Source organism: Microbulbifer sp. MKSA007 (genome assembly GCA_032615215.1).
Lineage (GTDB): Bacteria > Pseudomonadota > Gammaproteobacteria > Pseudomonadales > Cellvibrionaceae > Microbulbifer.
On sequence record CP128433.1, the window covers coordinates 1,031,026 to 1,043,496 of the forward strand.

The 12,471-nt window shown below is 48.2% G+C and carries 12 protein-coding genes; 1 reads left to right on the forward strand and 11 read right to left on the reverse strand.

Going from position 1 to position 12,471, the window contains the following annotated elements:
• The first annotated feature begins 117 nt into the window (after positions 1-117).
• Positions 118-1,080 carry an AraC family transcriptional regulator gene (locus tag QT397_07410; GenBank protein WNZ57163.1) on the forward strand — a complete coding sequence of 321 codons (963 nt, stop codon included), beginning with the start codon at positions 118-120 and terminating at the stop codon, positions 1,078-1,080.
• Here the strand turns inward: QT397_07410 and QT397_07415 are convergent.
• The 11 genes from QT397_07415 to QT397_07465 form a co-directional block, all read right to left on the reverse strand.
• A complete protein-coding gene (locus QT397_07415) occupies positions 1,077-1,361 on the reverse strand; it encodes a hypothetical protein (protein ID WNZ57164.1) in 285 nt (94 codons plus the stop codon). The genes QT397_07410 and QT397_07415 overlap by 4 nt on opposite strands.
• A gap of 156 nt (positions 1,362-1,517) precedes the next feature.
• Complete coding sequence (locus QT397_07420; GenBank protein WNZ57165.1) at positions 1,518-3,830, reverse strand: immune inhibitor A; 2,313 nt, start codon at positions 3,828-3,830, stop codon at positions 1,518-1,520.
• A 284-nt stretch (positions 3,831-4,114) separates the two neighbouring features.
• A complete protein-coding gene (locus QT397_07425; GenBank protein WNZ57166.1) occupies positions 4,115-4,501 on the reverse strand; it encodes an ATP-binding protein in 387 nt (128 codons plus the stop codon).
• A gap of 26 nt (positions 4,502-4,527) precedes the next feature.
• On the reverse strand, positions 4,528-4,851 hold the full coding sequence (locus tag QT397_07430; GenBank protein ID WNZ57167.1) for a hypothetical protein: 324 nt from the start codon (positions 4,849-4,851) through the stop codon (positions 4,528-4,530).
• Positions 4,852-5,437: 586 nt separating this feature from the next.
• Entirely contained in the window at positions 5,438-6,790 is a 1,353-nt protein-coding gene (locus QT397_07435) for a sigma-54 dependent transcriptional regulator (protein WNZ57168.1), read from the reverse strand.
• Between the two features lie 102 nt (positions 6,791-6,892).
• Complete coding sequence (locus QT397_07440) at positions 6,893-7,432, reverse strand: nuclear transport factor 2 family protein (protein WNZ57169.1); 540 nt, start codon at positions 7,430-7,432, stop codon at positions 6,893-6,895.
• A 137-nt stretch (positions 7,433-7,569) separates the two neighbouring features.
• Positions 7,570-8,778 (reverse strand): ABC transporter permease, encoded by a 1,209-nt coding sequence (locus tag QT397_07445; protein ID WNZ57170.1) that lies wholly within the window; start codon positions 8,776-8,778, stop codon positions 7,570-7,572.
• A 9-nt stretch (positions 8,779-8,787) separates the two neighbouring features.
• Positions 8,788-9,804 carry an ABC transporter permease gene (locus tag QT397_07450; GenBank protein ID WNZ57171.1) on the reverse strand — a complete coding sequence of 339 codons (1,017 nt, stop codon included), beginning with the start codon at positions 9,802-9,804 and terminating at the stop codon, positions 8,788-8,790.
• Positions 9,732-10,100: a hypothetical protein gene (locus QT397_07455; GenBank protein WNZ57172.1), complete on the reverse strand. Its 369-nt coding sequence runs from the start codon at positions 10,098-10,100 to the stop codon at positions 9,732-9,734. Before QT397_07455 ends, QT397_07450 begins: the two co-directional genes overlap by 73 nt.
• A gap of 12 nt (positions 10,101-10,112) precedes the next feature.
• Positions 10,113-10,814, reverse strand: a complete 702-nt coding sequence (locus tag QT397_07460) for an ABC transporter ATP-binding protein (protein WNZ57173.1) — start codon at positions 10,812-10,814, stop codon at positions 10,113-10,115.
• An 82-nt stretch (positions 10,815-10,896) separates the two neighbouring features.
• A complete protein-coding gene (locus tag QT397_07465) occupies positions 10,897-12,177 on the reverse strand; it encodes an efflux RND transporter periplasmic adaptor subunit (GenBank protein ID WNZ57174.1) in 1,281 nt (426 codons plus the stop codon).
• Positions 12,178-12,471: the final 294 nt, after the last annotated feature.

Sequence of the window (12,471 nt, forward strand, 5' to 3'; positions counted from 1 at the left end):
TTACTGCACAGTGATTGCCCAATCCTGCAAAACTACACGGAAATTGCCTAAAACTCCGTATACTCTGTGCCACTTCGTGTTGAGTCGTGGAATTGTTAGCGGGCACAAGGGGAGCATATGAGCATTGAAAAAAGAGCGGAATTTAACTCTGTCGCCATGGATATGGAGTCGATACGGCAGAAGCTGATTGCCTCCCTGATGCGTCAGGCACCGGAACAGGGATTAAATGAAACGGTACTGGGTGGTCTCTCCCTGATTCGCTGCAATGAGCCGGGAGCCTGTGCGGCATCGGTGTATACACCGTCCCTGAATTTTATTATTCAAGGCCGCAAGACCTTGGAGCTGGGAGACCGGGAAATCTCCTATATGCCGCTGAGCTATGTGGCAACCTCAGTGCACTTGCCGATCCTGGGGCGTGTTGAAGACGCTTCCCTGGATACTCCGTTTCTCGGCGTAAAGATAACGATCGATCCGCAAGAGGTGGCAGACCTGGTTATGGAGCTGGGTGATAAGGCGCCGGGTGTGGAGGCTGGCTACGACTGCCCCGAAGTCAGCTGCGGCCTGTGCCTGACCAAAATGGATTACGGTATGCTTGATGCGCTAAACCGGCTGGTCTCCTTGCTGGATAGCCCTAAAGATGTCCCGATACTGGCGCCATTAGCCCGGCGTGAGATTATCTATCGCGCCCTGATGGGGGAGATTGGCGCGCGGATGCGCAAGTTTGCCATGGTAGATAGCCAGGCGAACCGGGTATCCCGCGTGATTGAGGTGCTAAAAGACCGTTTCTCAGAACCGCTGCGTATCAGTGACTTGGCCGACCAGGCCAATATGAGTGAGTCATCCCTGTATCACAGCTTTAAGCAGATCACGCGCATGTCCCCGTTGCAGTTCCAGAAAAAGCTGCGTTTACATGAGGCGCGACGCCTAATGTTGACTGAGGGACTGGAAGCGGCTTCCGCCAGCTATCGGGTTGGCTATGAGAGCCCCTCTCATTTCAGTCGTGAATACAGCCGTATGTTTGGTCTTCCGCCCCGCGCGGACGTGATTAAATTGCGCGGTGAACAGCGGGTCCCAGCTTAATTTGAAACTGGGTTGCCCTGCTTCAAAACAAATAAGCTACACCACCCTTCGGGACTGATATCGCCCTCCACAACCAGGCAGGCATTGGGGGGCTCAAACAGCTGACAGTCCACGCACTTTTTCCCATCCTTGGGAGTATCCTGGTAATTTACCTTGTCTTTTTGCGCTTTGATTTGGGCCTGAGCTGAGGGTGTTGAAATAAATGTGGCAGGAATTAAAAGTAGCGATGTTCCTGAAAGCTTAAGAAAGTGGCGACGGGAGTTGTCTAGAGGCTTTTCCATAAATGAACGCCTGAATGATGAAAATAAGTTTCTGGCATTCAGGTTAGCTGGAGAAGGGAGTTTTGCTCAAATTAAAGGCTTTGTTTTAAGCGGTAATCTTATTCTATTTGTTAAATTGGAGACGGCGCCATGTAGGCGCCGTCTGTTTTTACTTCTTTACTTGGTTACGCGTATTTTAGCTACAGATTTATCTCCGCTGCGAGATACGACCCGAACCTTTAAGCCGTAAGGTGTGATAGCGCGGCCGGCATCTGGTATTTCTTCGCTGCTATAGCTCCGGGTGTCATTAAACAATGGGTAGCGGCGGTTGTGAGTGTCACTTAAGAGTATGCCGTAGTCCTCGAGTAAATCCAGAACCATGTCGTCGGCTCTTTCGATGTTAAATGTGGCATCGTGAACCTGATAGCGGGTACTGGCAACGGAATCATCACTCCATCTCAATACATTTTGGTCGGCATCAACAACTCCGAGGAAGCCATTTCCTGGGTGTACGCCAACCCAGTTATTATCGTAGCTGGAATCTACGTACCAAACCAAGAGGCCTTCTGTGAAAGTGAGCATCTCGCCGGCTACATTCACATGTGCCAATCCGGCATCAACGCCGCGATGCGTACGCCATTCGAGTAAGTAGTAGTGATCGTGCTCGAGATAGCCTGGGTTTCGGCTAAAGCCTGCAAGGCTAAAGTTGCCATCAGTTTCAGCATCATCGAAAAGGAATGTTGTGTCATCAATTTCGATGCTGATGTCATCGGCAAAAAGACCTGAATTCGCTACGGCGCCATCAGTAATATAGGTAAGTGAAAGGCTAATTTCTTGCCCGGCGTAAGCGCTTAGATCGAATGCAACGTCAATCCAGCCCTCGGAGCTACCAGTAATACCATTACCTGGGTTGGTGCCGTTGGGGTTGGTATCTGTAGTTACTGAACCAGGAATGGAGACAAAGTCATCACCGGAATCTACCATGATCGCGGCGTAATCCCAATCCAGCTCAATGTCGTACCAAGCTTTGAAAGAGAGTCTTGCTGTTTCTGCATTGCTCAGATCAACAGATATTGTCATAGAGTTTTGCAGGTTGTTGCCGCTACCGCTGAAGTAGGCGTATTCTCCACTGCTGGGTTCGGTAACTATTTCTTGTTTTGCTGGTAGGTCAATTCGGACTGCATCGTTATTGGTCCCCTTATTAACCGCTTCATCGAGTAGCAACTCGATACCGCGGCGAGGAATTTCATCTAGTGCAATAGTTTCACCATGAAGCCAGTTCCCACCATGGTTGTGTTGCAGGTATTCCTTGGCATAGGCAGAGAAGCCGGTGGGCTCTGAACCCGGAATAATACCGGCCCAGCTACCACTGGACATAATGGACCAGGAGGAGACGGGTTCACCGCGACCGCTACCATCGGTATCGTATTCATCGGGCAAGCCCAGGTCATGGCCGTATTCATGACTGACAACCCCTGCAGCGGCGTCAGCCGGCTGAATGGTGTAATCATAAGCGGCCATAGTGCCGCCCCAGTAATCTACCTCCGCAGTAGTCCCTTCAAGTGAATAGACTCCGCCAAGATTCCAACGGTGAGACCAAATGGCGTCTTCGCCCAGTTGCCCGCCACCTGCTTCTTCACCAACCGAGGAGTGGAAGATCATGATGTGGTCTACTAAACCATCTGCTTCCCAAAAATCGCCATCACCATCCAAGTCGTAACGGTCTTCAATATCAAAATCTGACAGGTCTACTGTGGGGTCGGCAGCTGCAGCTTCCAGGGCCTCGCGAATCAGGGAGCGGGCATCTCCATCAGTGTTATTGCCGTAAAAAGCTGCAGGTTGGCTGGCCATATACCAACCTGCTACAGAGCCTTCAACTGAGTAGCTGTTACCGGATTGCTGCCAGTAAAACTGTTGCATGGATAGCATGTTTTCCCCATTGGGGCCTTCAAAGCCGTTTTGGGAGAAAAGTAAGTCAGCGTAATGTTCAGCGGCGTAATCCGCGTAGTACATATCACTTTCCCCGGGCTCGATGCTGTTATGGGGAAAATCGGGGAACTCCATCAATATAGCGAGAACCCGTGCAGTTTGGGCTTCACCGTCGTAGCTCTCTAGTTGAATGTTTCTAGGGTGGCGGCTGCCATGGTTGCGGTGAAGGGGGCCTTTGCCCCTTTTAAGCCGGGGGTGATGTCCTCCTCGGGCATCGCGCATCATCGTTACGGTATCGCTGGAAAGATCTTGAGCCCCATTAATGCTATGGGTGGCCCGCTCTTTTAAGTAAACCTTTAAAGTGCGTTCAGCTTCTGCAATAGAGGCATCTTGGCTGATGCGCCCAGAGCGCTTGAGCATATCAATTAATTTGGCTTCATTGGCAATAACCAAGTCGACTTGATCACCGCCCTTTTGAGATGAGTTAACGGCGTGGGCATTGACTGTCATCAGGCTCAGTGCAAGCGTGCCGACGGAGAGCAAACTGTTTATTTTTAGCATGATCCCTTCTTGTGCGTTCCGAGATAATTATAAGTTCCGAAATCAGACATAAATAAAACTTACTAAAATAGTCAGATTTCGAGTTGTGGCAGCTCAGTTTTTTTATTATTAGCTACAGAGGGATGACGTTTTAAGATGATTAGGCCGCAATAAAATTATAGAGATTTGGCATAATTTTAAACTAAAGTGTGACGTTCATTTGATCACTGAGAAATTTTCCCGTTGACACTGTTTGAAAATATTTCCCCGTCTGGATGGCTTTTGTAGCATAACTTGTTGCACATTTAATTTTTATTGTTTTTCCATGGTAGCCAGAGGCAAATTTGTAACCCTCCACCGGGGCGGTTCAAGAGTTGTATGTACCCATCGTGTGCATCAATGATTTCTCGGCAGAGAGCTAAGCCCAGGCCGACACCTTGCTCTTTAGTTGAGAAAAAGGGGAGCAAAGCCTGCTCGAGCACTTTCTCACTCATGCCACAGCCACGATCGGAGAGTACTAACTTTTGCCCAAGGATATCGGTGCTGACTTCAAGCTCAATATTCTCACTATCACTACCAGCTTCTCGTGAATTTTTAATCAAATTTAACAGGGCCTGTTCAATTTGAATGGGGTCAAAATAACCGGGTTCATCCGGTAAGGCGCCCTTAATTGAGAAGGCCTGAATTGGCATTATACGATCGACTAGATCTTGCCAAGTTATGGCCTCGCAGCTAGGGGAGGGAGTTTTGCAAAAGAGGCATATCCTTGGGTGAACTCTGTTAGATGCTTACAGCGATCTGCAATAATATCGAATACTTTTTCCAGGGCTTTCTCTTTGCCGGGCTTTGTTACCAGCATTTTTCCTGAGTGGGCGAGAGACGAGATCGGGGCAAGGGAGTTGTTCAGTTCATGGCTTATCAGGCGAATAACTTTTTTCCAAACTTCTACTTCCGCACGAGTTAGTTCGCGGGTCATTTCCCGCAAGACGATTAAGCGATGCTTTTGGGTATTCAATATAAATGTACTGTTCCCGATATGCATGGAGTGCGGTCCATTACTATCAGTGTAATTAAATAGTCCATTTTTCCAGCTATTAATGGCGCTAGCTATTTCTTTAGGGCTTTTGGGTAGGAGGTTTTGTAACATTAACCCTTGTATAGGCTTACCATTATTGAGTAGTTGTTTGGCACTACTGTTTGAGTAAATAATACGATCGCTTTGATCGACCAGTAAAAGAGCTTGGGGAGATGTCTGGATAACGGTGTCTAAAAGGAGTTCCCGTTGATAAATATGAGCGCGCTCTTTACGTAAATGTTCGCCAATTTCATTGTAAAGCAGTGTTATTTTTCTGAGCTCGCTATCCTTTGGATGTACAAGGGAAATTGAGAAGTCGCCGTCACGAAAATTTAGCAGGCCATTTTGTAGTGATTTTAGGGTGCTAGTTAGGGGGTAATTATAAGGCGAACCAGTATAATTAATAACGGCAATGAAATGATAAGCCCCACTGCCCAGGATAGCGAGGGGTTAAAGCCAGCCCGAGTGCCGAGCCAGGATATGGTAATACCAGCGACTAAGGGAATGGCCGCTGTTGTAATAAGGCGGCCTTCAAGTGAAAAATATTTCGACATCAATAGGGTATACCGTGTTTTTCCAGGCGGCGGTATAGCGCTTGGCGGCTCATACCGAGTTCTCGTGCAGCCTGGGCAATAATGCCATTGCAGTTGGATAGTGTCTCTTGTAGCAACTCGCGGCTGGGCTCAAAACTCACTTCCACTTTATCGGTTGTCATTTGCTCAGGAAGTGCCAGGACGGCTTCATCGATAGTATCCTCCTGACTTAGGACGGCCGCTCGCTGCATAACATTTTGCAGCTCCCGTACATTGCCGGGCCAATGATAGCGAGTAAGGGCATTTAATGCTTGAGGAGATAGTTTTTTGGAGTTACCACTTTCTGCGAGGAAGCTCATTGCGAGGGGGGCGATGTCCTCAGGGCGCTCATGCAGTGGCGGAAGGCGCAGCTCTATAACATTGAGTCGATAAAATAAATCCTGGCGAAACTTGCCTTCCTCGATAGCCTTGTGGAGATCCCTATTGGTAGCACTGATTACCCGAACTTTGGTTTTGCGGGTTTGGCTGCTGCCTAAACGCTGGAATTCCCCGGTTTGTAGTACGCGCAGTAATTTCACCTGGCCACTGGGTGACAGCTCGCCAATCTCATCGAGAAACAGGGTGCCGCCATCGGCAGCTTCAAACCTGCCTTCCCGTGCCCGATTGCCGGCGCCGGTATAGGCTCCAGGTTCGGCCCCGAACAGCTCTGCTTCCATCAGATCTTCTGGCAGTGCACCTACGTTAACTTTAATAAAAGGCCCTTCTCTAGATGAAGAGTTCGCCTGGACAATCTCAGCAATCTTTTCTTTGCCTGCCCCATTTGGCCCTGTGATCAGGATGGGAACTTCAGATTTCGCTACTTGAGTGGCCATCTCCAACAGCTTTTGCATTTTATCGCTGCGGTAAATTATGTCTTGTAGTAAAAAGTCCTCCCGTAATTGGCTGCGAGCATTCAAAGCTTGTTGCTGGGATGCCTGCTGGCGCTTTTGTAATTCTCCCAACTCCAATAAATTGTTAATTGTGGATATTAGCTTATTATCATCCCAGGGCTTACCCAGGTAATCAGCAGCACCAGCTCTGACTAACTCAACGGCCATTTCCAGTTGAGTCCAAGCGGTCAGCAGGATAATCGGAAGGTCCGGATTTATTTCCCGAATCGCAAAGAACAGTTCTTTGCCTTCTTCTCCAGAAGTTGTGTCAGCGGTGAAATTCATATCCTGGATAACCAGGTTGATATCGCTATTCTCTCGTAGTAGCTGTAAGCCGGCTTGAGGAGTAATCGCACAAAGTGGCTGCAAGTCATGCAGAGACAACAGGATCTCCAGGGCAGAAACGATACTGCTGTTGTCGTCAATAATAAGTACTTTGTCCATAGTTTCTAAGACACGCTATTAAGGCGCCTATTATGCAATGTGTTGATGGCGAGGGGGAGTGCTTGTGGCAGGTTTTCCCTGCCACAAATAGATTAGGGAGAGTTAGTGGGCGATATGTTGCTCAGCAGGTTTATGGTCGAAGCTGAGTACCCTCGCGAGCTGCCACTTTCCGTCTACCTGTTTCCAGAGATGAGTAAACTGTGAACTTTCCCGTAAGATCTCAGATTTGTCGTCATTGATGCCATAAAATCGATGGGTGCCTGACTGAATAGCACCGTAATGGTTAACAGGGTAGATTTTAGTACTCTCGATTACCAGTTCACGACGTGCACGAATACCATTTCCATTCTCACGCTGTTTACACATATTGGTAATGGCATTGACAAACTCCTCTCCAGACTTTGCTGTTTGACCCCACTTGTCATGGTACATTTCAAAGTCATCGGTAACCAAGTTTTGTGCTTCTCTTAGATCACAATTATTGAATAATGCATCAAATAAACGTTGGTCGGCTCTAGTAATTTGTTGTACTAGTTCTTCAGTTACTAGTGGGCCAGCAATAACCGGATGTTTTTCAGCTTGTGAGTTTGGGCTAATGAAGGTTAGCCCCACAAAAAATAAAGAAGATATTTTTTTTAACAAGATCAATGTCCTTATTGTTTATTTTCTGTAGTCTGGGCATGTCCGCCGGATGTGACAAATAAATCATGCGAAGTGAATAAAAAATTTTGACCTTTATTTGGGGGTGAGTATGTAGTTCACCCCCTCAAGGTTGTTGTTTAAATACTTCGAGTGGCTGTTGCCGGTGATATATTCGCTGCTCGCAAAGCTGGGGCAAGTGCAGCAGCAAGGCTGACCAAAAGGACAAGTAGTGCACAAACAACTAGGGGAACAATCGTTAAAGCAGGCTGTGAGTAATCGCGAACCATATATTGATTGGCAATCAGTGCCGCTGCACTTCCCACTGCGATACCCAGACTCGCTATCATTCCATTCTCAATAAGGAAATATCGGCTGATATTAGTACGGGTGGCCCCTAATGCACGTCTAACACCAATTTGCTTGGCCCTTTGATTAATCCAGAAAATGGTTAGACCTACAATGCCAAGAGCTACAATAAAGCTCAACATGGCTGCAACAATAGAAAGTACTTTAACCATCATATTGTCGATAGCATAGCTGCGCTTGACATACTTAGAGAGTGGTTCAACAGAGATTACTCGCTGAGGGTCCCGTTCAGACAGCTTGTCAGCTAACACCTTCATTACCTCATCGCGTTTGCCCGGCTCTGTACGTACTATATATTTTGCATAACGCCTATTTTTTATTTCTGGGTAAAACATCACATTGCCAGCTTTGGACCATCCAACCCAGGCTCCCAAGTGCCGTTCTACAACTCCGACTATTTCCATCGGTTCAGAGCTACCACCGGAGAAAATTGGCCGCCCTATAGGATCCTGATTGGGGTAGAACTTGTCAGCAAGTTGCTGGGTGATAATGACAACAGGTTTTTTTGTAGCCTCGTGAGAGTTGCTGGCCTGCATATCTGCCTCGGTAAAGTTGCGACCTGCGACTAACTCTAAATTTAGGGTGTTAATAAAGTGTGGATCAACCTGATAGTAGTTGGCTCCCTCACCGCCGATCTCCTGATTGGCTTTATTGTGATATACCGAAGACGATCCTGATTGCGATAGAGGGATTTGTTGAGTGATCGAAGCATCGACAACATTTGGAAGTTGGCGGAGAATCCCCAAATCGGCTCTTACCGCCCCAATTGTGTCGTAGTCTTTTGGTATTGCCATGAACCCAATAGTAATAATGTTGTCGACATCGATTCCTGTGGGCCGGTTTATCTTTTCTACTCTATCTTGGATTATTATTGCTGTGTTGCTGATAATTGCCAGGGTTAAGCCAAGCTGAAGGGCAATCAGCAGTGCAGAAACTTTGTTGCGCCAGAGGGCGGACAGCATCGGTTTTAATTCAAGCATGGTCAGGCCTTACTGGGTTTTCAGGTAGATAGAAGGGTTGGTTTGACTGATCTTCAATGCTGGGTAAAAGCCTGCCAATAGGCTTGCGACAATAGCCAGGCCAATAGCCGCAACCATCATGACCCAATCCATAGTTGGAAGTGTGTCGATTTGGCCCATGGCCAGGTAGCGAATGCCGCTAAGGCCGAGTATGGCGAGAAAAATACCTGCTACTCCGCCGATGATTCCTATGGTTGCGCTTTCAATCAAGTGCTGGGTGAAAATCGCACTTCTACTTGCTCCCAAGGCGCGACGTACACCAGCTTCTGGTGCTTTGCGTAGAAATTTTGCCAACAACAATGCGACGGCATTGATAATACATACCAGGAGAAACGCCAGAGAAACCCACCCAAGAATACGGTTGTCATCACTGAGTACCTCATTGAGAACCAACCATTCAGATGGTTTACTCAAGGCAAATTTTAGTGGTCGCTCGAAACGCCCTTGAGCTTTCTCTTGCTGTATATAAGCGCGAAGAAAATTTTCGTACTGCGCTTTTTGCTCGCTAGTTGTAAGTTCAACCCAGTATTGAACCCAGAGATATTCACTCTGTAGAAACTCTTCATATCCCTGCGGATCGGCATTGTCCCAGCCATTGGTGTTGCCCCAGCTGTGAATTTCCAACTTGCGGTGTAAGCCAAAGGGTATGAATAACTCTTCTACTGTATCAAACGGGCTGTTGTTGACATCATATACCTTTGGTGAGGGCTCCCAAGTGTCGATAACACCCACTACCGTATAGGGTTCGTCGTTGAGTTTTATTGTCTTTCCAACGCTATTTTGACCAGAGAAAAGCTTGTCATTTGTCGGCTTGGAAAGCACAACTACTTGAGTAGGAGAGCTATCAGCAGACTCCTCCCAGGTGCCGCCATAAATAAAGGGCACATCGAACAAAGCGAAAAAGTCCCGGGTAGTTACCCGGGTATGTGATTCAAAAGGTCTAATAGCAGAGTTTTCAATCTCAACGGTAAAACCGTAGCGATGCATGGCAACTTGACGGGGGGAATATCTGAGCGCAATAACGCTTCGGCGTCCCGATAGGTCAGCTGCCAGGGTATTTCATTCTTACTTTTGTAAGCTTTATTAACATCCCAACTGTCTAGCTGTACAGCAAAGAGAACGTCGTCTTTGTGCTTTAAAGCATTCTGGGACATGGTGTAGTTCAGGGTCAGCACCGTCATAGAGGCGCCGACACCGACTGCAATAGCGGCAACCATTAAGCTGCTTAAAATCGGGGTTCCGCGCAAACTTCGTAGGGCCAGGGAAATATAATATCCAAACATGGTGCAGTCTCCTTAAGCAGTAACGGCAGCAGGATGCTCGGGGACCGCACGTAAATCGCAAACCTGTCCATCTACGATCTGGATGTTGCGGTGGGCACGGCGTGCAAGTTCTGGATCGTGGGTAACCATTACGATGGTGGTTCCCCACTCGTTAATAAACTCCAGTAGCTCCATTACCTGGCGGGCCATTAAGGAGTCGAGGTTACCGGTGGGCTCATCCGCAAGCAGAAAACGGGGTTCGCCAGCTAAAGCGCGGGCGATAGCGATACGTTGCTGCTGTCCACCGGAGAGCTGTGCCGGCAGGTGTTTAGCGCGTGCAGAAAGGCCTACCTGCTCGAGCACTTTTTCAATACGCTTGCGACGTTCTTTTGCATTGAAACCACGATAGCGCAGGGGAACGTCGATATTGTCGAATAAGGTTAGGTCGGGAATCAGGTTAAACCCCTGGAAAATAAAGCCTATTTTTTCGTTGCGCAGATGTGAGCGCTGGCGGTCATTGAGATTACTGACATTCTCACCGTCGAGCAGGTACTCTCCACTGGTGGGCGTTTCCAGTAGGCCGGCAATATTAAGAAAGGTGGTTTTACCGGAGCCACTGGGGCCGGTTACAGAAACAAACTCCCCCTCTTTAACCTCGAGACTGAAATCGCGCAGCGCATGAGTTTCGATAGTATCGGTACGGAAACTTTTACGGATATTGTTCATTTTCAACATTGCGATATTCCCTTTTTCTTAAACTTTAAATTATTGATTGATTTACTAAGGAGCTATATCGAGCTCCAATTTGAATTCGGGGTTAATCTGTCAGCGCAATTAGCTGGGCATTTTCGAGTTCCTCGGAAGAGGAGATAATGATTCTGTCTCCCTCTTGTAGGCCCGAGATAATCTCTACCTGTTTTAAGCCAAAGGCGCCTATCTGGATGGAAACTCGCTCCGCCTGTTGTTCGCTGTTCAAACGAAAGGCATGGTTGCCACCGCTTTGATCGAGGAAGCCACCGCGTTTGACCAACAGTACGTTATTGCGGTTTTCCAGCAGTATGCGGGCGGTGAGGCGGAGATTTTGTCGAAGCTTTTTCGGCTGGCCCTCAGTGAAACGAACCCGTGCAACCACCTGACCGTTGATGACTTCGGGGGAGATTGCGGTAATTTCCCCGGATAATTCTTTTCCACCGAGATTGATTGCCACGGCCATGCTGATGCCCAGGTCGTCGGCATAGTTTTCCGGCACCTTGGCCTCGAGTTCAAAGCTGGTGAGATCGACAACTGTAATAAGTGGCGCATTGGCGCCTACGGCGCTGCGCTGCGCCACAGCTAAGCTACCGACGGTGCCGTTGACCGGTGAGATAATGTTCAGCTCGCGTACACGGCGCTCAGTTTCTTCTACCTGAAGGCGTTGTTGTGAGACCTGGAGTTCCAGGTTCTGGGTTTCAAAGGTCAGTGATTCTTTTTCCAGTCCCGCATTTTGTACGGCTTGTTCGTACTCCAGCTGGGCTCGGGCCATATCGTCTTTGGTTTTTTCAAAATCCAGCCGCGAGATAATTTGCTTTTCCATAGACAGCTCTGCACGTCTTAACTCTCGCTTGGCAGCGGTGAGGTTGACTTTGGCCAGGTCGGCCTTTTGCTGGTTTTCCATATGCTGGCGTTTGGCCTGGATTTTTTGGCGCTGCAGGTTCACCGTCAACTGGTTGAGTTGGGCGTTTTCCTGGGCCAGTTGATTGGATAGTTCCGGGCTGTCGACGGTGGCCAGCAATTGCCCTTCGTCAACGGTATCCCCAGCTTTCACCGCAAACTTCACAATGCCCTGGGCAGGGCTGAAAAGCGTGGGGCTGTTTGCAGCGACCACCTGGCCCTGAACCACCAGGTCCCGCACCAGGTCTCCTCGCTGGACTTGGGCGATATTGATTCGGGAAAGGGAAAGGGTGCTGTCGACGGAGCTATTGCTGTGCCAGGAATTGATACCCCAGATCAGGAATGCCACTGTCAAACTGGCAAATACCGAGGCTTTGACGACCTTTTTGTTCTTCCAAACCGGCACGGCTTCTATCTTGGTATCTTGCCTGGAAGTATCTCTAATCATTGCGGCTTTCCGTTTCTCTTACTGTTTGCCTGTCATTGCTATTTGGATGCAGGCTTTTGGAAATTTGGATTCTGAGTTAAGAATCTGCTTGTTAGGAGGGGTATCGCAATAAGCATGCCAACAGTTAATTTTTATTTAACTTGTTGAAATAAAAGGAATTTTTTGAAACTTTGTAGTTTTTAGTTTTCTTGATGGTGTCCGCAAAAAGTGTCCGGTGTCCGCCTTGTCCACGGTCGGACGGCAGTGGACAGTTCTGATATTTGTCAGAGGAAAAGTGGGGGAGAGGGAGGCTGC